Origin of the sequence: Seonamhaeicola sp. (assembly GCF_028281565.1) — a bacterium.
Classification (GTDB): Bacteria; Bacteroidota; Bacteroidia; order Flavobacteriales; family Flavobacteriaceae; genus Seonamhaeicola.
In genome coordinates, this window is sequence record NZ_JANQJQ010000043.1 from 331,940 (window position 1) to 356,837 (window position 24,898).

Genomic DNA, 24,898 nt, shown 5'->3' on the forward strand with positions numbered 1-24,898 from the left:
TAAAAATTGACCTTTACTATAAACTAACTATACTTATATTTTAAGGTCTTTCTTCGTATACAACAATGTGAAAATCGTCATAATAAATAACAGCATCGCTAGTGGCAAGAGCATCCGATCTAAACAGGACGCCTGTTATGTTTGCACTAGAATGTGGAGGAAGGATTATTTGCACATCTATCCATTCACCTTTAGGTTCTGAACCTGTAAAATTGTAAGAAGAAGCAGACCATCTTGGGATGTCAAAAATAGCCACTCTTTGAGGCATTACTGTAGATGCCGGATCTATGTACATTTTAAACGAAACAAGTAAGGACTCACCTGACGCTCTTGGAATTGCAGGGCTTGGATTAGCTCTCATACCTGCTCTTGCTCCTGGTCCTATTGTGGCTTTAACACTTGTAGGGCCGGATACAAACTGCTCCGTTGAAAATTCAAAACGACCAGACGACTGTGCCTCAAACCATGTACCATCCATTCCTGCCATAGCAGTGTTTTCAATCGATTCCGGTAATATGCTTACATTATGCATTATTACTGGTACATCAGTAAAGGCCTCAGGAGATCTTTCATCTGTTGATTTAAAGTCTCCGTTACCATCGTATGATACCGTTATTACATCTGGTCTGTAAATTGGATCAGTAAGTACTATATCAAGGAAAGTCCCGTTTGTTGTAACCGAAGCTATATTAAATGATACGCCATTTACCAAAACTGTGAAGTATTGCTCTTGATTAGTGGCGTTTTGAAATTCACCGGTGAAATTCAACCTTATAGTTTCGTCTTCCAATTCAACAACATCTCCTAATAATTCAAAAGGTTTTGAAGAAGGAATAACATTGAAACGATAAGGAAGGACCACAGAAGTAAAACCATTAGGAATATTTTCTGAATCCCTGGAAGCACGAATTCCAACATAATAATCTCCAAGCGATGAAAAGGTGTAATTTAAGGTATTGCCACCACCCAATGACGGGCCATTATTATTGTAGCTAAGTGAATCTCCTTGCACGTTGGCAGCATTTATTAATTTCCAGGCCACAGTTTCGGGTCTACCAATCTCTGTAATATTTGTGAAGTCAACTGCGTCACCGGCTTCAACAGTAATAACATTATTATCAATAGTCGATCTATTGGTCCAAACCCGATTGATATTAGAGCCAAAAGCATCTATTTCTGACATTTCCCAAATTTCAGTACCATTAGCATGGTCTATCTGTACCTTAGGTCTTATTTTGGCATAAACATCAACCATAAAGGTGGTATCTATCACCCATTGATCTGCAACTGGTTTAGCTTCATATCTAAAATTATCACTTCCCCTAAATGTAACTTTCTCAGGGAAAATATTAAATAATCGTACCGGTTGCAAGCCTGATCTATCAAAAAATACGCTTACCGTTTTATCCGTGGTTGAACCTGAACCTATAATTTTAGTTCTTAATAATGAATCGCCACGATCATTTCTTCCTAAAGGATGCTCTAAATAAAAGTTTCCTTCTCCAATCTCCCATTCATGATGGCTATAACCCTGTGAGGCATCGGTAAATGTAATGTAATCCCCAATATTTGCGTCTAAAGGACCATCAACATCACTAAAAATCCAACCCACATCAGAGAATGAATTAGGCGCATCATAACTATCGTCTCTTTCACAGCTGGCAAATACCAAAGCCACCATAAGACATATTAATATTATATTATTTTTCATATTTTTTATCTTTTAAATGTTATAAGTGAAAGGACTCTTAATTTCCACCTCCATCAATAAATGGATTTGTAACTCGCTCATCATTAGGAAGTGGCCAATATGCGTTATCAGCTTCCGTATAATTAATAGCAGCATCCTCATATTCATTCCAAACTTCATATGGATCTACATAATTTGCGTTTTGAGGAAATAATACACTGGTTGCAATACGAGAACTCCATCTGGTTGCTCTGTTACCGGATGTATTTTCATATTCATAATGTCCTCTCCAATATCTTCTTGTGGCAAGGTCTTCAAAGCGTTGTTTTGTGATGCCCCATCTACGTAAGTCTATAGTTCGAATGGCATGACCTTCAACACATAACTCTAATGGTCTTTCAACATACATTAAATGTTCCATTAAATTTTGTGCGTTGTATGTTACGTTATCATGATCGTTGTCCGGATATTCCCCGGTTCCCGGTAACCCTAATAAAACAACACCTGAACGTCTTCTTACTTTGTTAATGTATATCATAGCTTCTTCAACACCAGACTCATCTGTTCCGCCTTGAATTAAGGCCTCCGCATACATTAAGAATACATCGGCTAATCGTACTATACGAACATTAACACCGGATCTTTGAACCGATGTGGCAACAAGGGCCTCACTGGTAGCAATATCCCAATTGGTATATTTTCTAAACCATGAGTATCTGGCACCAGAACCAAAATTGGCGGCCTGAGCCGGAATCATACGTAAGTAATAAGGTGTAATGTTATCATCTACTATAGCAATGGAAGCAGAAGCACGCATGGAGTAATCTCTCAGGCCTTCTTCATATACAATGTCATCATTACTATCGCGTTCAAAATTACCACCTTTTATAAAGATGTTACCGTTATTTTGCACAACAGGTTTCATTACTGTATTTCTGGGATCCTGGGTATCCACTTGTTCGTCCTGGTATAAAACCGTTAACCAACAAGATGGGTAAATAGAACTCCAACCTCCAACGGGGCTAAAACTATAATTTAAACGTGTAGAAACTTGTTCTTGCGAAGCTGGATGAATTTCATCTTTGAACTGTGTAGAGTAGGAGATTTCAAGAATGGACTCTTCATTAAACTCATCTCTGGTAGTAAAATTGCTTCCAATATCGGGCGTTAGCGCATAGTCAAAATCATCTATTACCGATTTAAAGTATTGGGCAGCCATAGCGTAGTCTTCATCATATAAATAGCTCTTACCTAATAAAGCCGTGGCAGCACCCTTGGTAATTCTACCAATACCTTGTTCAGCGGTATATGACGCAGGTAAATTATTCATACCATATTCTAAATCCGCAAGATAAAATTGCTGAACCACATCTTCCGGTTGTGCTTCCTGGTAAAAATCAGCTTCACTTACGGGAACGAAATCATAGATTGGCACAGACCCTCCATTGTAGCTTGAATGCAGCCAAAAGTAAAACAAACCTCTAAGTGTTCTGGCCTGGGCTAAAACAAGTTCCGCTGCTTCTTGTGCATCGCCCGTAAATTCCGGAATTAAACGTTCACAATTAACGATTACCTGGTTCGCTCTAAATATCCCGGTGTAAAGTGCAGCCCATTTCTGATTGGTTGTTGTTGATGATTCGTCAAAATTCTGGAAATAAAAAACTGAACCAGAGTTTTGAGGGTTTGGTCTTCCAAATCCGGGATAAGTCATATCACTACGGTGATATTCATTTACTATTGATAGTGTATTGTCATTTTTTAATGCATTGTAAACACTAATAAGACCGGTTTCCAAATCTGAAACTGTATTAAAATAGGTTTCACTGGATAAGGATATGGGATTGCTTTCATCGAGGAAGCTTTCCTCGCACGATGTCACTGCAATGGCTATAACCAATACAAGGGCAAGTTTTTTAAATATCAAATTTTTCATTTTCCTTTTTTTTGTATTAGTACTTAATTTTATTTTTTTCATCTTAAGTTACGAATTTTTGTTAAAATGATAATTGTACTCCTAATCTAAAGGCAGAGGTAAACGGGTAAGCACCTCTGTCTAAACCACTAGTAGAAATACCAGTACCACCTACTTCAGGATCATAACCTGTATAATCAGTCAAAGTAATAAGATTCTGCCCGGAAAGATAAACCCTGATTTTCGTAATATTGTGAGGCTCAAGGTATTTCTTGGGAATAGAGTATCCAAATGTGATGTTTTTTAATCTCGCAAATGATCCATCTTCAAGCCAGGTATCATTTCTACCCCTCACATTGTTGTGGTTAGAACCCTGGTATAAAGGTATGTTTGACGTTGGGTTTTGAGGTGACCATTGATATACTCTGTCTCTATGTACACCCTGACTGTAAGTGAAGGCTTTGTTACCGTTTATAATTTCGGCACCATAAGTACCATACCATTGCATTGCAAAATCAAATCCTTTGTAGTTAGCATTGAAATTTAAGCCTGCTTCAAAATCCGGCACGGCACTTCCGGCGTATACCTGATCATCTACATTAATAACACCATCACCATTGGCATCAACTAATCTGGTATCACCTAATTGAGGTGTACTACCCGTGGTAAGTTGACTATACTCATCTAATTCCTCTTGCGTTCTAATAATACCATCTGTCTTGATTAAGAAGAAAGACCCTGCTTCATAACCCTCTGCAATAACTTTAACTTCATCTGTAGTTGGCCCAAATCTATATGGCTGACTGTTGGCCAGATATAACAATTTATTGGTTCCACTCATTTTAGTAACCTTGTTCCTGTTTTGTGTATAAGTGGCTGCAACATTCCAGGATAATTTACCTCTGTGCTTGTAATTTACGGCCCACTCCATACCTTTATTGGTCATATCTCCAACATTCAGGATTACTTGTCCGTTACCACCGGCTCCGGTTGATGGTGGAATTAGTAATGGTAATAACAAATCTTCTTTATCCGTTTGATAAAAATCACCGGTAATGGTTAATTTATTCTTAAATAGTCCTAAATCAAAACCAATATTTTTAGAAACAGTTGTTTCCCATTTCACATTTTGATTTGCAAATCCGGTTTGAATAGCTCCCAAGACCAATCTGTTCGCTTCTGTAGGGCCAAAAGTATAATCTAATTCCGGTACAATTACGGCTTCGTCACTGTAAGGCTGGAATCTATCATTACCTACAGTTCCTATACTAGCTCTTGTTTTAAACGAGGTGACGGTTCGCTTAAGGGGCGCCCAAAAAGCTTCGTCGGAAACATTCCATCCAATGGTTGCAGACGGGAAGTTACCATATACATTGTTTATACCAAACTGTGAAGAACCGTCACGACGAATACTGGCACTAAATAAATATTTCCCTTTATAGTTATACTGTAGCCTACCTAATATACCGGTTAACGATTGGGTGTTGTTAAGCCAAATACTGCCATTACCGGCATCCGGATCTGCGGTCGTATTATCTAAAGTAAGCAGGTCGTTATTTCTTAAATCAAGTCTGGTGGCGAAAAAATTTGTTCTTTTTGTAGATTGCGCAGAGTATACTGCGGTTAAAACAAAATTATGACTTCCAAAACTTTTCTTATAATTTAAGATATTCTCAACAGTCCATCTGCTGATTCTACCACTTGTGTTTGTGATGCCCGAACGTTGAAAACGTGGAACAATGTTCCCGTCTTGATCGGTTACATCGAATTGCGGCGTTACTTGTTTTCTTGTATTATTAGTCAGGCTGATTCCGCCACGCAAGGAGTACGATAAGTTTTTAGTGATGTCGTATCGCGCTGTCATATTGGCCTGAAAGTTATCAATCTGATCCGTATCTGTTTGTCTCAAACGTGTTAACTGTTGCGAAACTTGATTTGCTTCAGTATCGTTGATGTTTCCGGCTTGTTCAACTGTATCTGCATCTAAATCTACCTGGTCTTGATAAGGTAGATTTCTAAAAGCTTGGTAAAGTAACTGATAAGCCGGACGGTTTCTTTCCTCTAATCTAAATGCCAAGCCGGTTTGAACATTCCATTTACCGCTTTTAAACTGAGAATTCGCACGTAAATTAAACCGCTCATGCCCGGTATTTATTATAGCACCATCCTGGCTGAAAAATGCGGCAGTCAAGTTATAAGTTAACCCCTCTTTACCACCGGCTATATTTAAACTGTGATTTTGTATGGGTTGTTGGTCTTGCTCAACCAAGTCCACCTGACTGGAGTTATTAGTCGCACGTCCTACACCATTACGTAAACGGGTCCATGTATTGTCCCACCATGTAGGTGTAGGGTTATTTTGTTCTGAAATATTTCTGGCGTAAATCCATTGTTCTGTATCAAGAAGAGGTGTACCAGAAGTGATTCTCTGTATACCATACCAGCTATTCAGGCTAATTTTCATAACGCCCGGTTTGGTTTTTTTAGTAGTGATCAAGATGACACCACCGGCACCACGTGTACCATAAATTGCTGCAGACGCCGCATCTTTTAGAACATCTATAGATTCTATTTCTTCAATACTTAACCTTGGGTCTTCGTCAAAAGGAATGCCATCTACAACATAAAGTGGCGAGGTTGTTCCTGTTAAAGAACTTACACCACGAATTACAATATTGGACTCTGCACCCGGCTCTCCATCCTGGGCTGTAACGCTAACACCGGCAATTTGTCCTTGAAGTGCGTTACCTAAATCTGCAGTAGCATTTTGTACTAATGTTTCTGCCTTAATTTGTCCTACAGCACCGGTTACTTCTTTTTTCTTTTGTGTACCGTACCCTACAACCACTACTTCATCCAAAGTTGCCAGATCTTCATCTAAGGTAACATTAATTGTAGTGTTACTGCCCACTGTAATAACTTTGTCAATGTATCCCAGATAGCTGAATTGTAATTTACTACCCGCAGTTGCCTTGATCTCATAATTCCCGTCGAAATCTGTAACAGCTCCCGTAGAGGTGCCTGTTACTATTACAGTTGCTCCGACTAAAGGCTCTCCATCAATATCGGATACCTGTCCTTTAATAGTTTGGGTTTGGCCAAAAGCCGTATTCATACTAATAGAACAAATAAATGCAATAAGAAAAGCCTTGAATTGCCATTCTTTGAATAGCGTTCTTTCAAGTAAGTTGATTTTCATATTTTGTTAGTTTTAAATGTTTGAATAGACAAAATTGTGTAAAAAAGCCAATTTACAGGGAAACAAATGGTCTATTCATGAGAACAAAAGTTCTAAATGTTACTTATTGTTAAAAATTATATTATTTTAAATATCTGATAATTAGATGTTTATGATTTTTTGTTGGTTTTATAGTTGAATGCTTGTTCATATATGAAAAACTATTTGGAATTTGTTTAAATGCGTTGCAATGTTTCTCAGTGCACCATAAGGAGATGGTTTTTAATGGTGTTGGGATCTTAAAAATTAATACTATTTTTCTGCTTTTGTATAGAGTTTCTGTTTGAAAACTGGAAGCCGTTTTTTGAAAAGTTTAGATGAAAATAGTATAAATCATTAGGAGGTTTTTAACCTTTCGCTTTCATGCCATAATATGTTACAAAGGGTAAATTATGATAAGATTAAGGTAAATCTTTAGGAGCTTATGTTTCAGGTTCAAAGTAATTTTACAACCTGAAATTTTGTCAAATGATGAAACTAGATTCCTTAAAGATTAGTATGGTGAGTGTCATGCTCCTGTTTACAATAAACATGTTTACTCAGACTGCAGGTACGCGTCCCAATATTATCGTTATTCTGGCAGATGATTTAGGATATGGCGATGTTGGTTTTAACAGGGATGCTTACAATAGTACGCATCCGTTTCCAGCTGAACGAGGCATCATACCAACACCTAATATAGATGCATTAGCCAACAATGGTATTATTTGTAGAAATGCGCATGTAGCCCATCCGTTTTGTGGCCCTAGTAGGGTTGGATTGTTAACGGGGATGATGCCCCACCGAATCGGTGCACAATACAATTTGCCTAATGATATAACCACAACATTGGGAGTGCCGACTGAGGAAACTTATTTTTCTAAAGTACTTCAGGATTCTGACTATAACACAGCTGCCATTGGTAAATGGCATTTGGGTTTCGAGCATGGATCTTATCAACCTTTGGATAGAGGTTTTGACTATTTCTTTGGCATGTTAGGAGGCGGAAAAAACTATTTTGAAAGTATCTATGAAGACAATTTTTACAACCGGCTTGGAGGAAGTAACCCAGTAACAAATGAGTATCAGGATCCTTTATGGAGAGATAGGGGGTATGTTCCAGAAAGCGAATTTAGCGATGCGCCTGAAGAAGATTATCTAACAGATGTCCTTACAGATGAGGCTATAGCCTATATTGCAACAAATGCACCTTTGTCTGATCCATTTTTTATGTATTTATCTTATAATGCACCACATACACCCTTACAGGCTCCGGCAGCTGAAATTGCACAGTTCAAATTGGATAACCCTAATTTTGAAAGTTTAGTTAATAATAGTGATTATATTAAAAATTCTAACCCAGTTACAAAATTGCCCGCTGAAGATCAGCAAGCAAAAATAGATGAATTAACAGAGGCCCGGGTTACCTACGCTACCATGGTGGCCAATATGGATAAAAACATAGGTAGGGTTATTGCCGAGTTGCAAAAGGATATGACGGAGTTTAATAATACCTTAATCATATTTTTAAGCGACAACGGTGGTTATACTTTTAGTAAAGGTGCAGTGAATTGGCCGCTTGACGCTTTAAAAGGAAGCGTGAAAGAAGGCGGGCATAAAGTGCCTATGTTTGTACACTGGCCGGCTCAAATTACCACCCCGGCTACTTACGATCATCAATTGAGTTCTTTAGATCTATACCCTACTCTGGTGAATTTAGCCGGTAATAACCTTATGCCTGTTGATAAAACCTTAGATGGTGTAGACTTTATGGATGATTTAATTGCGGGTAGTGATGCCAGGCCTGATGAAACGGTAATTATTATGAGGCCGCAAAATGGGTTTCACAATGGAGGGCTTTCCAACGGGAAATGGAAAATAGTTAAAACGGCCGGTGGTGCCTGGAAATTGTATGATATTTTGACTGATCCTGGAGAAACTACTGATGTAAGAGCAACCGAGACCAATGCCGAACAGATTATTCAGGATATGTTAGACGATGCTATAGGCATCGTGAAAGATTTTAAAGATGTAAAGCCGGCCTGGTATGATAATGACGGTGATGGCAGTGGGCACCCCCATAGTTTCTTGTGGGATGACGGCACCTTACCGGCATATGATGCCTTATTTGAAAGTCCATTGCTGTTACTTGAGAGTCAAATAAGTGAAATAAGCATTACCGGTGAAACGGATGCCATTGAGGGAGAAACTAACGGTGTGTTTACCGTAAGTTTACCCGAAGGTATCCATGCTGGAGAAGATATTGATGTTACCTATAGCATAAGTGGGAATACCACCAATGGTACCGACTATCCAACCTTGCCCGGAACAGTTACTATTGCTAATGGTACAAACAGCACGGATATAACTATTGTAGCAGCAGCAGATGGTTTAGATGAGACCAGTGAAACGCTTACACTTACCCTACAATCAACAAGTGTAGGAACGGTAAACAATACCCCGGCAAGTATTTTTGTGTTGGATGCTATTGTTCCAACTACATTAACGGCCGGTGATATTGCAATAGTTGGTTTTAAAGCAGAGGGTACCAATAATGGAGCTGTTGCCTTTATGCTTTTAAAGGATATAACCGCAACCACTAAAATTTCAATTTCCAACAGATCATGGAAAGGGACTCAGGATGGCTGGACTGGAGACTATAGTGTGGATGATGTTTGGACCTGGACTGCCGGAGCGGCGTTTAACACAGGCGATATTTTTAAATTAGATTCCGATGGCCAGGTAAAACATGTCATTGGTGATTCTGAAGTTGTTGTTGGAACCATGTCTCATGACCATACAGGAAAATCCTCTGAAAGTAGCGATGGTGATTTTGATATGGCAACCGGAGGTGATGGGATCTTAATTTACCAGGCAGATCCGTTTGTTTTGCCAACAGATCCTAATTCCAGCCAATGGATCACCGGGTTGAATACCAATGGTGGTTGGGGCACCGGTGGTGGCAATACGTTTTGTGCATTACCCACTGCTTTGACCAATGGTGTGAATGCCAATGCAGTTGGTACCGATCAGGATAATGGTATTTACACCGGAGCACTTTCCGGTTCACCGTCACAATTAAGGGCCAGTATTAATAACCCCGCAAATTGGTCAACGTCTGAATCGACTAATTATAACTTATGGCCTTTTGATCAGACAGTGAGTTCTGTTTCCGGACAAATTGGTTCTTCGGGAACTTTGAATGTTGAAGATGTGTCAATTTCTAACCTTCGTGTTTATCCAAACCCTGCACAAGATTATATTAATTTGAGCTTTAAAAGGTCAGCCCAAAAGTTAGCCATAGAATTAATTTCCGTAACAGGGCAATTAATTAAAAAAGTTGAAAGAACGAATATACACAGATCCAAAATTGATGTGTCTGATTTACCAAAAGGGACATACATTTTAAAGGTATTTGCGGATAACAAATTGTCAATCAAAAAAGTTGTCAAAATATAAATCGAATTCAAGTTAATAGTGCTAAAAAGAGGCTGTCTAAAAAGTACTAAAACTGTCATTCTGAATTAGTTTCAGAATCTTATCTTGATGGTTATCAGTTGCTATGAGAACCTGAAATAAATTCAGGTTGACAAAACCTCCACTGTTTAGTCAGCCTCTTTTTTCTTCAAATAATTTTGTCTGCCTTCCCTCAGGTTTAATAGCATGGTAATATAGGCTATGTTAAGGGTAAATAATGATATTTAAAGTCCTTTTTCAATATCTAATTTTACTGCAGTAAATCAAGAAAAACCTTTGTGTTTATTGAGTTGTTGGATGTTTTGGTTCAAAATGTCCAACCGGATAATTCTATAATAAAAACAAGCTAATTAAACTTAAGCAAATGAAAGTTAAAAGCGTTTTATTTACGAGAAATTTACTGAGCAAATCCATGCTTTTTATGTTTCTGTTTTTCACTTGTATTATGCAGGCGCAAACCGGAACCTTAACAGTAAAAGGTGTTGTTTCAGGTGAAGACGGCATGCCAATTCCTGGGGCATCCGTTATTCTTGTAAAAGAAGGAAAAACAACAGGAGCAGTTACAGATTTTGACGGTGTCTATACTATTGAAGCCAGTATTGGAGATACTCTGACTTTTAGCTATTTGGGTATGACTACGCAGTCGTTAAAAGTAATAGGGGATCAATTAAATGTAGTCCTGATCGCGGAAGTAGATGAGTTGGAAGAAGTAGTTGTAATTGGTTATGGTGCAGTTAAGAAAAAAGAGTTAACAGGTGCCGTAACTCAGGTAAAAGCCGAGGCTTTGGAGAAAATCGTAAGCGCGGATCTGGGATCGGCATTACAGGGACAGGCTGCAGGTGTTAATGTAGTGGCTTCATCCACACCGGGAGGTGATTCGGAAATTTTGATCAGAGGTATTACGTCTTTAGATAACAACACACCATTATACGTAGTTGATGGGATTGTTCAGGAAGGTGACCCAAGGATTCCTCCAACAGATATTGAGACCATTGATATTTTAAAAGATGCGGCTTCTACAGCTATCTATGGAGCTCGGGGAGCAACAGGAGTCATCATTATTACTACCAAACAAGGTAAGCCGGGGTCATTACAGGTAAGATATAACGGGAATTATGCTATTCAAAGAAGACAAGCAGCCGTGCCGTTAATGAACTCTGTTGAGCAGACTTACTTTGATGTTGTAACCCAAAGAAATACAGGCGGAGCATTTGATGATGAAGTAAGACTACAGTTATTACAAAATCCTATTCAATTTCAAAATGAAACCAATCTGAATGATATTTTATTCAGACAGGATGTGCCGACACAAACCCATAATTTAAATATTTCCGGAGGCACAGAAGATATTACATATAACGTCGCACTGGGATTTTTCGATCAGGAGGGCATACAGGTAAATTCTGCATACAAGCGCTTTAATACACGTTTTAACACCGTATATCAAAAGAATAAGGTTAGAATTCAATCAAGCCTTGCCTTTATTCAGGATGACAGAGATATTCCCCAGGGAAATTTACTATCACAGGCTATTGTATACAGACCAACACAAAATGGTTTGGATCTGGACAGTTTTGATGAGCTGGAACAAGGTGGTGATGATGTAAATCGTTTAGGCTGGGTCTTAGAAAGCCTGAGAACCGAGCAAAACCAAAAAAGTGTCAGAACCAATGCTTCTTTTCGTTTGGATTATGACATTACTAAAGACCTTAAGTTTACAAGTAATATTGGTCTTACCACTTTTAATACATTCAGAAAGGATTACAGGCCTTATCAGGAAATTTTCAATACGCAGGGTATCCTGCAATCGCAACCTATAAATAGCTATATAGATAACAGAACCAATTATAACAGGTCCTTAAATATTAATGCCGGTTTAACCTATCAAAAAGTAGTTGCTGATGATCATAAATTCACGTTTACATTTTTTGCAGATCGCGAAAGGTATCAAAATGAAGCCTTTAGAGCGAGACGTTTGGAGGCTACGAATCCTGATGCCCGCGTATTAAATTTGGCCACCGGAGACCAAAGCGTGACATCTGGGTTTGATTATACAACAACCAGAATTGGTACCATTGGTCGTGTGCTTTATGGTTATAAAGGGCGTTACTTATTAAGTGCCAGTGTACGTAGGGACGGATCTTCCCTGGTTTCATATCTGGTGTCTCCAAAAAAGCAATGGGGTACGTTTCCGGGGGTGTCTTTCGCATGGAATGCTTCTGATGAACCTTTTTGGGCTAAATATGCAGGCACTATAAATAATTTCAAAGTAAGGTTGTCTCATGGTACCATAGGAAATGATCGTGTGAGGCCCTATTCATTTATTCCGGGGATAGAACAAAATATCAATTATATAGGAAATACCGGTACTGATGACGGTGTTAGTTTAGGAGCAACGCAACTTGATTTTGCAAATAAAACATTAAAGTGGGAGTCCACTACAACATCCAATATTGGAATAGATCTTGGGTTTCTAAGGAATAAGCTAACACTTACCGCTGAATATTATTATGCGGATAAGGAAGACATGCTTTTCCCGGTATTCCTGCCATTATCAGCAGGAGGAGGAAATAATGCAACAGTGACCCTTAATGTTGGTAATATGGTTAATAAAGGATTGGAGTTAACGGCGGCGTACAGAGGTAATGTTGGCAAGGTAAGATTTAGAATGAATGGTACTTTTTCCACTAACGAAAATGAAATAACCAAAATAAACGGGAATACGGATTTTCAGTTAACCAATGATTTCGGCTTGGTAGGCAGAGCGCCTCAGCAGTCCAGGGTGACAGCTTTGGCACTGGGCCATGAAGCCGGAGCCTTTTTTCTCTGGAGAACAGACGGTATTATTGATACGGAAGAAAAATTAGCTGAATACCAGTTAATAGATAACAATGCACGAATGGGAGATACCAGATTTATTGATCAGAACAATGATGGTGTTTTGGATGATAATGACCGGGTTTATAGTGGCAGTGGATTACCAAAGTATGAACTAGGGTATACTTTAAATCTAAATTATAAAAGTTGGGATTTCTCTATGAATTGGTATGCCGCTTTGGGTCAGGAAATCATGAATGGTTTTGATGCCTGGGCCTATGGTTTCGGTAGGCATAAGGATTTAATTTATCAATGGTCTGAGGTGAACAGGGATTCTCCAATACCGGCCTATAGAAATGATGTGCGAAGACATCCAAACTATTTGGGATATAGTGATCTGTGGCTGGAAGATGGGTCTTATTTGAGATTAAGACAGGTGTCTTTGGGATATGCCATTCCTAAAAGAACAGTGGAGAAATGGGGTCTGAAATATTTAAGGTTTTATGTAAGAACCCAAAACCCTTTGACCATTACCAAATATTCCGGCTATAACCCGGAAATTGGGGGAGGGATTGTGTCCAGAGGATTGGATAAAGACACAGGACCTATTTCAATCCAATATCTGTTTGGAATGAATTTGAACTTTTAATGAAAAATATAACTAGATAGTTGTTATGAAATGCGCATAATTAATCATTTCAATATCTGACATCTAAAACAATAAATATAAACAGATGAAACATATCATTTTAAAATCTATAATGTTAATCTTCACCATAGCCACCATGTGCTCTTGTGCGGATAATGAGTTTCTTCAGGAACAAAATCCAAATATAATTGGCGTTGACCGGTTTTGGAGGAATTTAACAGAAACGGGTGCAGGGTTAAATACGGTGTACCAGACATTACACCACCCGGCCGTATTGAATGTTATAGCGGAAGCGCTCCGCTCTGATATGGGGTATCCGGGATATGGACGTCCAATTCCACAAAACACCGAGGATTTTTACCTGCATACCTATAATGGAGGTACTAACGAAATCATTGATAAATGGCAAACTTGCTATCAGGGGATTTTCAGGGCTAACCAGGTGATTGAAGCGCTTGATAATATCAAAGATACGATTGAAGACGAGGCTGAATGGACCTCTCAAATGGCACAAGCCAGGTTTTTTAGAGGTTTGTTCCATTACTATTTATATACTACCTATAATGAGGGAAGCATAATTATCAGGGATTTTGTACCGATAACCAATGAAGACTATGCTAAAGCACTTTCTCCGGCAGAGGATGTCATTGCCTTTGTTCGTCAGGATTTGGAGTATGCCTATGCCAACTTATATAAAAAAGGAGGGTACCCAAGTGGAGACATTACCAGAGTCACTTCCGGTGCTGCGGCCACAATTTTAGGGCATACTTATTTACAGCATTTAGAATATAATAAGGCCATGCCATACTTTGAGGATGTCATCAACAATCATGACTATGAGCTTGAAAGTGATCTGGATAAAATGTTTACAAATGCCGGAGAATTTAATAGTGAATCCATTTTTGAGATTAATTTCAGCGCCATTGATGCAGATCTGACAAATGAAAGTAGGTGGACCGGAGAAACAGGAACGAATTGGTTAAATCAACAAACTTCCAATACCCGGGGAGCCGTAGGGCCTGCCTGGATAGCATATGCCTATAAAACGGAACCTATGGATCCTTTGGACTCCAGAAACTACTATATCGATCCGGATACCGGTCTTACGCTAAGAAATGTGCCGTTAAGAGCGTCATCCATGATGGCATTGGTAGATGACGCACAAACTATATATTACGAAGTGCAAACCAGTGCATACCCAAGATTTCATGGCACCGCCTGGGGCTTTGCATGGTGGAAAAAATATACAAATCATGATATAGTTGCCACTGAAGGTCAATTACCTACAGGCGCTTCCACGTTATCAGAGAAAAATGTGGTTGTTAACAGGTTAGCAGAAGTGATTTTAATGCAAGCGGAATGTAAAATTAAAACAGGCGATGTCACAGGTGCTTTGGAATTGATTAATGAGGTTAGAAAACGTTGGGGCCTGGTGTTACTTGGTGCCCAGGGTGGCGATTTTAACCGGACTTATGATGATGTGGTATATGATGAAGGTTCTTTAATGAGGCATTTAATGTACGTAGAGAAACCTTTGGAAATGTCAATTGAGGGCCATGCTATTCGTTGGCTGGATTTTATCAGATGGGAAAAATCAGAAGGATACAGTTTTACTGATAGATTACAAGAATTGTCTGATGTTGTACTATACGGTGTTAACTTCACTTATATAAATGAAGAAGGAATTACCAGAACCCGATTCAATTTTCCTTCTTTGGAAGGAGCCCAGCCAGCCGGTGCCCATATAGTTGTCGATTATGAGTATGATACTTCCGCTTTAAATTATAACGAAAGCACACAGCGATATTACCCCATTCCATTTGCAGAGGCTAATGCAAACCCTAATATAAATTAAGAGACTATGAAAAATATAAAAATATATATTATTCTTTGCGGCATTTTATTTGCCTTAAGTTCTTGTGAAGAAAAGGAGTATGCCGATTATACTCCGGTTGATGAGTTGTCGGATGTGTCCTGGTTAATAGGGACACAACCTTTTGTTAATGATCCGTTTAGTATCAATGTTGATACACAAGTACCTTTTCTGGATTTGTCACAAGGTGCTGTGAGTCATGAGTGGATTATTGAAGAAGGGAATAAGTTTTTAAATACAGGTTTTAATTCCAGAGACTCCATTTTTGACGATTATATTAAAGAAGATGCTGGCTTATCTATTACGGATCCTAAAGCATTTGTCCTTTTTAGGAATAGCGGAATAAATAAAGTTAGGTTACTCAACAAGTTTAATGAAAAAGTAACATATAGGTCAAGTGAAGGAAGTTTAGAGGCTCATAAAGAAGGCGATTTATGGGTGATTGATACGACATTTACTTTTGATGTGTACGCTAAAATACTTCCTGCCTTTACCATTATGAAAGATGGAGCCCCTGTTTTAAATGTAACGAGAGAAGAAGAAACTTCTATTGAAGATGAAGCCAGTTGGCCAACCGTTGAAATAGAAGCGGCAACAAGTTTAACTTATATTGATAATACCACAATTGGCAGACCAAATGCAACCACCTGGATTATTCCGGATGGGGTGCCGAACCAAATAGGTGGGACCGAGAGAGAAATAAACTTCTATAAGTTAGGGACGTTCAATGCCGGAACCCTTAGGTCTTTAAGAATTAACGAGTTGCCCAGATACGTGGCAGAGAAAGTGATACCGCTTAAGGTCAGAGTAATTCAATCCAGTCAGCCCTTTCAGTTTGCCGGTGCCTTAACCGAAGATGAAAACGAAGTTATCCGTTTTAGAGTAAATGGAGAGGTTGTGCCATTTTCAGGAGAGGAAGGGAATTTTACGGTACATGTTACTAACTCGGCAACAGGTTTTGATCAGGATATTCCGGTAGCTTCGGCCAGGGTAAGTGAGGACAATGCCATTTTTATTGAGTTGATGCTATCGGAACCAATTTATAATAGTGACGTGGTAACTGTTTCGTATAACGGGAACGGAAGTATTCAATCGGCTGACGAAAGACCTTTAGAGGCTTTTGGCCCGGAGAACGTTGCTATGAATTTTGGAGGTAATATTATTCCGGAAAAAGCGCATGCCAGTTTTGAAGAACCAAGTGGCGCGGCTAACAGGGCATTTGCTTTAAATTATTTTACCGGTAACAATAATATTCTCGGTGGTGGTAATTTTGCTTTTGAAAGAGTTACCACAAGGTCTTCAGACGGTGATGCCAGTATGAAATGGAGCACTTTGGCTTCTAATCCGCTGCCTAATGTTAATCTCTGGAGTTTTGGTATTGCCCGTATTGCGCCTATTCCTGCCGGAACCTATCGTATAGAGTATGATTTGTTCATAGAACCGGGAACTACTTTGAAAACATTCAGGACAGAGTTTAATAAACCTGTGTTTAGCAGGCAATTGTGGAATATTGAAAATGAACCCAGGGGAGAATGGATAACTGTAACTAACACAGTAACAACAGATGAAATTACCCCTGCTATGAATTTAAGATTTACCTTCAGACCTCATGCAGCTGAGAACCCTAGTGTTACGGGAGCGCAGGTAATGTATATAGATAACCTGAAATTCATTGAAATTGAGGTGAGACCATAAGTTTTAAAAGTAAAACAAAGTAATTATGAAATGAGCCATAATAACTAAACGGTAATACCCACTGAAATGAGTTGCATTGAGCTTGTCGAAATGTTTAATGGCGAAATCATAGATTCACGAATTCATTAATTTGAAATAAAAACCAAATGAGTAATTACATTCCTGTGCTGAGCCTAGTCGAAGCATGACAAATAAAAAACAATAAAAATAAACAGATGAAACGAATATTAATAAATTTTAAACATTTTTTACAAAAGGGAATGTTTAAAAATTTTAATATGAGAACGGAGTGGTTACATACGTTCTCAGTTTTATAATTAATTTATTAACAGATAATTACTAAAATTTAAACGTATGAAAAGTATAAAAACATATTTTGGAGTCTTCGTGTTGGTTTTAACACTGATTAGTTGTGAAGAGGAAAGCAATTTTAAAGCGTTTGAAGCGGCTTTAACTCCGGTATATAGTCTTACGGATATTAGTAACAATGGACCGTTTAAAATAAATATTTATAGAGAAAAGAGTTTAATTATTGAGTATCGTTCGGAGGTAAATGCTGAAAGTTTTGTGTCTTCGGGATTTACGGATGCGTCGACCGATACAAACTATGAAATAACAGTAAGCAAGCAAACTGAAACAGGAATGCAATCTTATGTTGTTTCTGCGGATAAGGCTTCGGGAGCCGGAACCTTAACGGTGGATGGAACTGCGGTTCATGACATCGTGCTAAACGAAGAAGAAGTTTATAATTAATACTGTATGTAAGAAGTATTGTAGATTATTTAGTTAGTTAAAAGGATGGAACGAAAGTTTCATCCTTTTTTAATAAATACATCTTATTGTATCGAAAAGGATTAGTCAATTTAAATTGGATTGATTAAGGGATGGCAAATACTGTCAATAATATATTTAATTGTCTGGTTGAGCCTGTTGTCATCGCTCAAGATAAGCTAAGGTTGAGACCTGTTACTACATATTTATCATGTCTGTAAAACGATGCATGAGAGATAGACTTTCCCGGCAAGATAGATTAAGGACCTTAAATATGCTCATTCTGGTTTTTGAAACTAGCAACCATAAAAGACTTTTGTTGCTTCGATCAAATAAATAAATAAAGCATTAAATTTAAACGCAAAAAAAACGCCTCTAAGTAGAGGCGTTTTGCAATCAAAAACTATTAACCAAAAACTTATTCTTTTATGAATTTTTTGGTCGAAACTCCATTGTCTGAAGTTAATTTTACTATATATAAAGCTTTATTTAATGAGGACACATCAACCTGATCTAATACATTGTATTGGGTAAGAACAGATTTGCCTAATAAATCATATACTTCTACTTTTTTAATTGGTTCCAAAGTATTGATGTGTAAAATGTCTCTTACCGGGTTTGGATACATTGCAAACTCAAAGGCATCTTTATTATTTGTTGATAATAGAGGAGCGTTTTTAGTTATAGTTAAACTCCTTAGATGTAAGTGGCTAAGATTACTATCGCCAGTTCCAAAGGCTAATGCCCAGTTAAAGAAATAAGCTCCGGAACCGGTAAGCGCGTTATAAACGTTTGCTGCAAGTTCTGTTGCAACCGATGATGTTGAAGACCCGTTGGTACCGTTAATATCATTTATATACGCCTTTTTTGATGATGTGGCAGCAGAGTTTCCAATGGTATATTCAACAATAACTTCAAAAAGATGGCTGCCTGACTCTGAAGTAGGCAATGATGGCTCAGTTGAGAAGCTGCTCCCCCCATTATTACTTGATAATGCTATTTCATTTATAGATGCTCTGTTAACAACCATGACACCATCTCTGTTTGGTACATTTCCTTCTGATCCTGATGCAGGATTGTTTCTGTCTAAAAGACCTGTAAAAATAAGGTTTTCACCAGCCGTTGTCCCAAATGATTGACCGGCAAAACCATAGTCCATAACAGTTCTAATAGTGATGATGTCTCCATCTGACCCTGTTATAGCTTTGTCTGCAATTGTATACGTGAAATAAGCACCAGTACGAACTACAGATATACCTGTGCCCCCTCCTGTTGTAAAGGCTACCCAGGTGTTAGCATTTCCAAAATGACCTGCAATCCAATCCGCATGGGCATCTAAATCTGTTTCTACAGCACCAACACCGGTATAAGTACCGTCTTCAAAATCGGGGTCAAAAATAGTTTCTTGTGCGTTTAGGGAAATGGCTAGTAATCCACAGCAAATAAAAAAGTAAAGTTTTTTCATAATATATATTTTAATTAGTAAAGTTTATATGCCAGCAAGTTAATTTAGAATGACTGTTTTGTATTCTTGTAAATTACCTCATACCTAATCTAATTTATCTTGTTAGTAATTAGAGTATTATGAATTGTATTGAAGAAGTGTAACAATTCATTGGATTAAAAAATCACGCTATTTATTGTTTTAAAGGTAAAAATGACACGTGTTAATCTATTTTACCCTTAAAAAGGTTAATTTATGCTTATTTAGGGGTAAATTTGAATAATAAATTCGTAATTTTTATGCGTTTCTTGTGGTAATCAAAAACTATAGTCATGAAATGAGCCATAATAGCTTTGTGGAATTATCCGTGAAAATGTTAAATGGCGAATTACATCCGACCGTTGAAAAACAATAAAATTAAAAGAGATGAAATTAGTCTTAAAAAACACTGAGAGTTTTATAAATAAGCGCATCAATATCGTTAAGAAAGAGGTACCTTGTTTGGATTCTGCATGGCATTATCATCCGGAGTATGAACTGTTGTATATTTCCAGGAGCAGTGGTATCAGATTTGTAGGGGATAATGTATCACATTTTTCGCCCGGAGAATTGGTTTTGGTAGGGTCCTATTTACCGCATTTGTACCGCAATGATCCTGCTTATTATGAAGAAGGCGGGAACTTGAAGGTTAAAACCATTGTCATGAAGTTTACAAAGGACTTTATGGGGGAAGGTACGTTTGATAATCCTGAGTTTGCAGATGTAAATAAACTTTTGGATGAGTCCAAGTATGGTGTGCTATTCGGAAAAAATGTTAGCAGGGAAATGCACGATGAGATTCTTGAGATTACAGACCTTTCCAAAGGGGAACAATCCATACGGCTTTTAAGTTTTCTTTACAAGTTGTCACAAGTAGATGATAAGACACAGTTGTCATCAACCGATATGCGTCAGTTTTCTACGGAAACACCGGACAGGTTGGATAATGTTATCAAGTATATTTCAGATAATTATATGAACACGATTTCGTTAGGAGACATCGCAGATATAGCATGTATGACCACTAATTCGTTTTGTAGATTCTTTAAAAAGATGACCAATAAATCGTTTACGGAATTTTTGAATGAGATCCGTGTCAGAAATGCAGCCCGTATGTTGGTTCAGGAAAATTATCCCATATCAGAAATATGCTATTTAGTTGGTTATAAGTCTATTCCAAACTTTAATAAACAGTTCAAACATATCATGGGAGAAACTCCAAAATCTTATAGATATAAGCTTTAATGCTTTAGTATGTCATTCAAAATAGTACTGTTCAGGTAAATGAATATAACTAAGGGGTAACTTTTGTTATGACTTAATAGTGATTTCATGTTTATTTTGTGAATATGCTTTTAAACCTTTCCATCTTAATATTTTTTCTCCTCTTTTTAATTTTTGCCATTTCAAAATGGAAAGTACATCCGTTTATAGCATTAATACTTACTGCGATTGCCCTGGCTTTATCTTTTGGCCTGGGAGGGAAAGAAGCCGTTGATGTTGTTTTAAGCGGCTTTAGCGGTACGCTTAAAGGCATAGCCATCATCATAATTATTGGAGCTTTTATTGGAGAGGTTTTACAGGATACAGGCGGTGCCTTTAGAATTGCAAACACCATTGTTAAAGGAGTGGGCAAAAAGAAGTTACCCTGGGCCATGGGGTTTACGGGTTATATTGTCTCCATTCCTGTATTTGTTGACGTGGCCTATATATTGTTGCAACCGGTTACGGAATCATTATCAGTAAAAAGTAAAAGGCCTGTATTATATATTGGTTTGGCTTTGGTAGCGGGTTTAATGGTGTCTCATACATTAATTCCGCCAACGCCCGGGCCACTGGCTGTGGCAGAATTACTCAATTTAAACCTGGGAAGAATGCTTCTGATAAATATCATTGTAGGTGTTTTTGCCATGATTGGAGGTGTACTCTGGGTTATTTTCTACTGTAAAAAGTCATGGCTTAAATATGATGAGAAATTAAAGAATGAGTTATCCGGGATAGATGAACCGGGTGTTTCAAAAGATACAACGGTTTCCGGCAATGTGCTTTTAGATTTGTTGCCCATTGTGGTTCCCATAGTTTTAATTGGGGTGGGGTCATTTCTTAATTTAGAAGGGAATAACCTGTTTGCTACCGTATTTAACTTTATAACAATTCCGTTAATAGCGGTTTTGATCGGAGCTGTGATAGCACTTTTTCAATTGGAAAAACCACGATCCGGAAAATTAAATACTTTGGTGGAGCAAGCTGTAGTAAAATCGGCATTGGTGATCATGATCACAGGAGCCGGCGGCGCATTAGGGTTTGTAATTAAAGAAACCGGTATTCAAAACCAAATTGTCGATGTTTTTGCAAACTTTCCGTTTTTAGGGATTCTATTGCCTTTTGTGGTGGCAGCCATTTTAACTGTTTCAACAGGTTCAATCACAGTGTCTTTGGTGGGAAGTGGTTCTATGTTAGCCCCTATGGTTGATAGCCTACCTGTATCACCGGAAATGGTAGCAGCTTTAATTGGATGTGGCTCTTTTTGTGTGGTTCATGCTAATTCCAGTTTGTTTTGGTTGTTAAACAGGTTGCATGAAGTGCCTCCAAAAGCCCTGTATAAAACACTTACAATGCAATCTTTGGTTATGGGCTTTGCCGGATTGATTGGTGTGCTTTTACTTCATTTTTTCGGGTTTTAAGATAAAATAGCCAGAGCTTTTTTATTAGGTATTTACTCTTGGTAAAATAATGTATGTTATGGGTAAGTTTGGTAAATAATTTACTGTCTTTTTTCTATTGTTTTGTAGTAAAGATTATAACACTTCAAATGATTGAATTAAGAAAAATAGGTGCCTGGGTTATTTATGCATGTTTTACATTAGTCATGATAGGTTGTTCAGGTAGTAATGCTTCTTCAGATGATGAAGTAGAACAGGAAACAGAACAACCGGATCCGGTTGATAATACACCAACTGCTGATTATCCGTTGTCTGACCAAACCAATATTGGGAAATGGGTATTGAATACCGATTTAAGCGACGAGTTTGAAGGCACTGCTTTAGACGAAACCAAGTGGCTTATTCAGGGAAGAAATGGTGAGTACAAATCCAACTTTAGAGGCAGGCCGCCTTCGCAGTTTTCAACGGACAATGTCCGCTTGGAAGATGGAAAGTTAAAGTTGGAAACACGTTGGGACCCGGATTATAATTTTTCACCAACCACACACCCGAACACAGGTGAAACTTATGAGAACATTACAACGGCAGCTGTAATTACCAAAAAAGAGTTTCTGTATGGTTATATGGAAGTAAAATGTAAAGCGGCTGATGCTGAAGTGACCAGTTCGTTTTGGGCCACGGGAAATAATACCGAATTTGATTTCTTTGAAATGTTTGGCGACCACAGACAATCTAATAAAGCCTGGAGAGACCGCGAGCTATGGTGGTCTATTCATGACTGGACATCTGCCGGGCAAGGCAGGACAACCTACACAGAGCACCATGACTTAGGGTATAGAGTAGCAGATGATTTTCATGTGTATGGCTTTGAGTGGGATGCAAACGGACTCAAAATATTTATAGACGGTGAGTTGTTTAGATACGCATCAAAAGCCACCATAAATGCCTATGACGATGTTGCTAACAGTAATGGAGGTAATGGCGCCAATGAAAACTTTGTGGTGACTAAACCCATTGCGCTTTGGTTTGATCAGGAAACCTTTCCCTGGCATGGGGTACCGGACAGTAAAGCCGATTTGGAGTTAAATAGTCCGGCAGATAAAAAAGACGATGGTATTGTTGATTTCGAAATTGAATACCTTAGAGTTTGGCAAAAATCTTAATGGCGACAAGAATGAATAATACAACTAAAAAGAAATGTGTTTTGATGTTACTGGTGATAGTATCTATTACCTTAAACTGTAAAAGTCAAAATGTTTCCCTAAAACAGGTGTTTCCACATACCGATCCGGAAAACAAAGGTGGTTGGGTTTTAAATACTGAAGTGAGTGATGAGTTTGATACTGATGAAATTGATGAGAACAGATGGTATATCGTAGGTAAGTTTAAAGATGGGAAACCATTTTATAAACACCCGGATAAACCCTACAAAAAGGTTTGGAAAGGTAGGGCACCATCCCAGTTTTCAGGAAGAAACTATCGTTTGGAAGACGGTAAACTAATTTTAGAAACAAAATGGGAACCGGACTTCCCTTTTAGTGATGAAATAAGAAAGCCGGTTTTTGGAGAGGCCATGCCCTATGAAAACATCACCACAGCCTGTTTTATAGGACGTAAATACTTTAAATACGGCTACATTGAAATTAAAAGTAAAGCAGCTGACGCGCCCGTAACCAGTGGGTTTTGGTCCATGGGAGAAAAATTAGAATTCGACTTTTTTGAAACTTACGGCGGAACGATAAACCCTAAAAAAAAGCACCTTGATAACCAGTTGTGGTGGTCTATAAGAGATTGGGAAAAACCCATGACGGGAAAACCATCTTATACTGAGAAAAGAGATGTGGGTTTCAGAATTTCGGACGATTGGCATGTCTGGGGCATAGAGTGGAGTGAACATGGTGTTAAGTACTATATTGACGGTAAGTTGTTCTCAGAAGTAACAGCTGAAGAAGTAACAGCCTGGGTCAAAGAAAACAGAAAGAATCTTAATTTACCGGAGGAGTACAATGGCTATGTAGCTACAAGACCCATAAGCATTTGGTTAGATATGGAAATTTTTCCCTGGCATGATATACCGAAAAGCAAAGCGGAATTGGAAACGCATAGCCCTGAAGGCGAAAAAGAAGATGGTGTTGTTGGTTTTGAAATAGAATACGTTCGTGTTTGGCAAAAGCGATAACTAAAATTAAAACTTGAACTAAAATAAATTTTAACCTTAAAAATTAGAGTATGAAACGTATCATTTTAGGAGTATTATTCTTGTTTACTGCATTGGTTACTTTTGGTCAGAACCAATGGCAACAAAAAAAGATTGACTATTTTGTAGAGGCCGCAGCAAAAGAGTTTAAATTAGATAAAAAACGGACCAAAACGCTTTCAAAAGTTAGAACCACTTATTTTCTGGAATATATGGAAATAGTAAAAAAAGCAAAAAGTGGTGCCATAACAGAAGAGGAAAAGAAAACTCAAATAAATGCACATAACCAAAAGTTTAATGCAGATCTAAAAGAGGTTACCGGAAGCGATAATATTCAACCATTCTTAGCAAGAATGCGTGAGGAGCTAAAGAACGTCAAATAGGCTTTTAAAAGGAATTAAAGGTGTGATCTGATTGAAACCAAATCGCATGTTTTGACTAAATTAATTATTGA

Annotated in this window: 14 protein-coding genes; 10 read left to right on the top strand and 4 right to left on the bottom strand. The window is 38.0% G+C overall.

Annotated features, from left to right (window positions below):
* Positions 1–40: 40 nt before the first annotated feature.
* From Q0983_RS18615 to Q0983_RS18625, 3 genes are all read right to left on the bottom strand, one after another.
* Complete coding sequence (locus Q0983_RS18615; RefSeq protein ID WP_299556447.1) at positions 41–1,711, bottom strand: hypothetical protein; 1,671 nt, start codon at positions 1,709–1,711, stop codon at positions 41–43.
* A gap of 37 nt (positions 1,712–1,748) precedes the next feature.
* Positions 1,749–3,623, bottom strand: coding sequence for a RagB/SusD family nutrient uptake outer membrane protein (locus tag Q0983_RS18620; RefSeq protein WP_299556449.1), 1,875 nt, complete (start codon positions 3,621–3,623; stop codon positions 1,749–1,751).
* 61 nt (positions 3,624–3,684) lie between these two features.
* The gene (locus Q0983_RS18625; protein WP_299556451.1) at positions 3,685–6,801 is read right to left on the bottom strand and encodes a TonB-dependent receptor; all 3,117 of its coding nucleotides are present in this window, start codon (positions 6,799–6,801) and stop codon (positions 3,685–3,687) included.
* Between the two features lie 507 nt (positions 6,802–7,308).
* Here Q0983_RS18625 and Q0983_RS18630 point away from each other — a divergent pair.
* The 5 genes from Q0983_RS18630 (at position 7,309) to Q0983_RS18650 (ending at position 18,083) form a co-directional block, all read left to right on the top strand.
* The gene (locus Q0983_RS18630; RefSeq protein WP_299556453.1) at positions 7,309–10,278 is read left to right on the top strand and encodes a sulfatase-like hydrolase/transferase; all 2,970 of its coding nucleotides are present in this window, start codon (positions 7,309–7,311) and stop codon (positions 10,276–10,278) included.
* Between the two features lie 382 nt (positions 10,279–10,660).
* Positions 10,661–13,762 (top strand): SusC/RagA family TonB-linked outer membrane protein, encoded by a 3,102-nt coding sequence (locus Q0983_RS18635; protein WP_299556455.1) that lies wholly within the window; start codon positions 10,661–10,663, stop codon positions 13,760–13,762.
* Between the two features lie 85 nt (positions 13,763–13,847).
* Positions 13,848–15,617 (top strand): RagB/SusD family nutrient uptake outer membrane protein, encoded by a 1,770-nt coding sequence (locus tag Q0983_RS18640; RefSeq protein ID WP_299556457.1) that lies wholly within the window; start codon positions 13,848–13,850, stop codon positions 15,615–15,617.
* Positions 15,618–15,623: 6 nt separating this feature from the next.
* Entirely contained in the window at positions 15,624–17,330 is a 1,707-nt protein-coding gene (locus tag Q0983_RS18645) for a hypothetical protein (protein WP_299556459.1), read from the top strand.
* A gap of 354 nt (positions 17,331–17,684) precedes the next feature.
* Entirely contained in the window at positions 17,685–18,083 is a 399-nt protein-coding gene (locus Q0983_RS18650) for a hypothetical protein (protein WP_299556461.1), read from the top strand.
* A 436-nt stretch (positions 18,084–18,519) separates the two neighbouring features.
* Here Q0983_RS18650 and Q0983_RS18655 read toward each other — a convergent pair whose 3' ends face one another.
* On the bottom strand, positions 18,520–19,566 hold the full coding sequence (locus Q0983_RS18655; protein ID WP_299556463.1) for a T9SS type A sorting domain-containing protein: 1,047 nt from the start codon (positions 19,564–19,566) through the stop codon (positions 18,520–18,522).
* A gap of 405 nt (positions 19,567–19,971) precedes the next feature.
* Between Q0983_RS18655 and Q0983_RS18660 the strand changes: the two genes are divergently transcribed.
* The 5 genes from Q0983_RS18660 to Q0983_RS18680 all read left to right on the top strand — a co-directional run bounded on the left by Q0983_RS18660 (position 19,972) and on the right by Q0983_RS18680 (position 24,827).
* Positions 19,972–20,829 carry an AraC family transcriptional regulator gene (locus Q0983_RS18660; protein WP_299556465.1) on the top strand — a complete coding sequence of 286 codons (858 nt, stop codon included), beginning with the start codon at positions 19,972–19,974 and terminating at the stop codon, positions 20,827–20,829.
* 104 nt (positions 20,830–20,933) lie between these two features.
* Complete coding sequence (locus Q0983_RS18665) at positions 20,934–22,268, top strand: Na+/H+ antiporter NhaC family protein (protein ID WP_299556467.1); 1,335 nt, start codon at positions 20,934–20,936, stop codon at positions 22,266–22,268.
* Positions 22,269–22,396: 128 nt separating this feature from the next.
* Positions 22,397–23,410 (top strand): family 16 glycosylhydrolase, encoded by a 1,014-nt coding sequence (locus Q0983_RS18670; protein WP_299556468.1) that lies wholly within the window; start codon positions 22,397–22,399, stop codon positions 23,408–23,410.
* Complete coding sequence (locus tag Q0983_RS18675) at positions 23,410–24,426, top strand: family 16 glycosylhydrolase (protein ID WP_299556470.1); 1,017 nt, start codon at positions 23,410–23,412, stop codon at positions 24,424–24,426. Before Q0983_RS18670 ends, Q0983_RS18675 begins: the two co-directional genes overlap by 1 nt.
* A 50-nt stretch (positions 24,427–24,476) precedes the next feature.
* The gene (locus Q0983_RS18680) at positions 24,477–24,827 is read left to right on the top strand and encodes a hypothetical protein (RefSeq protein WP_299556472.1); all 351 of its coding nucleotides are present in this window, start codon (positions 24,477–24,479) and stop codon (positions 24,825–24,827) included.
* The last annotated feature ends 71 nt before the right edge of the window (positions 24,828–24,898 follow it).

What these genes read in the sequence shown, in the direction of transcription:
- Q0983_RS18615 (WP_299556447.1), bottom strand. Translation starts at nt 1,711, where the DNA reads ATGAAAAATAATATAATATTAATATGTCTTATGGTGGCTTTGGTATTT.
- Q0983_RS18620 (WP_299556449.1), bottom strand. Translation starts at nt 3,623, where the DNA reads ATGAAAAATTTGATATTTAAAAAACTTGCCCTTGTATTGGTTATAGCC.
- Q0983_RS18625 (WP_299556451.1), bottom strand. Translation starts at nt 6,801, where the DNA reads ATGAAAATCAACTTACTTGAAAGAACGCTATTCAAAGAATGGCAATTC.
- Q0983_RS18630 (WP_299556453.1), top strand. Translation starts at nt 7,309, where the DNA reads ATGATGAAACTAGATTCCTTAAAGATTAGTATGGTGAGTGTCATGCTC.
- Q0983_RS18635 (WP_299556455.1), top strand. Translation starts at nt 10,661, where the DNA reads ATGAAAGTTAAAAGCGTTTTATTTACGAGAAATTTACTGAGCAAATCC.
- Q0983_RS18640 (WP_299556457.1), top strand. Translation starts at nt 13,848, where the DNA reads ATGAAACATATCATTTTAAAATCTATAATGTTAATCTTCACCATAGCC.
- Q0983_RS18645 (WP_299556459.1), top strand. Translation starts at nt 15,624, where the DNA reads ATGAAAAATATAAAAATATATATTATTCTTTGCGGCATTTTATTTGCC.
- Q0983_RS18650 (WP_299556461.1), top strand. Translation starts at nt 17,685, where the DNA reads ATGAAAAGTATAAAAACATATTTTGGAGTCTTCGTGTTGGTTTTAACA.
- Q0983_RS18655 (WP_299556463.1), bottom strand. Translation starts at nt 19,566, where the DNA reads ATGAAAAAACTTTACTTTTTTATTTGCTGTGGATTACTAGCCATTTCC.
- Q0983_RS18660 (WP_299556465.1), top strand. Translation starts at nt 19,972, where the DNA reads ATGAAATTAGTCTTAAAAAACACTGAGAGTTTTATAAATAAGCGCATC.
- Q0983_RS18665 (WP_299556467.1), top strand. Translation starts at nt 20,934, where the DNA reads ATGCTTTTAAACCTTTCCATCTTAATATTTTTTCTCCTCTTTTTAATT.
- Q0983_RS18670 (WP_299556468.1), top strand. Translation starts at nt 22,397, where the DNA reads ATGATTGAATTAAGAAAAATAGGTGCCTGGGTTATTTATGCATGTTTT.
- Q0983_RS18675 (WP_299556470.1), top strand. Translation starts at nt 23,410, where the DNA reads ATGGCGACAAGAATGAATAATACAACTAAAAAGAAATGTGTTTTGATG.
- Q0983_RS18680 (WP_299556472.1), top strand. Translation starts at nt 24,477, where the DNA reads ATGAAACGTATCATTTTAGGAGTATTATTCTTGTTTACTGCATTGGTT.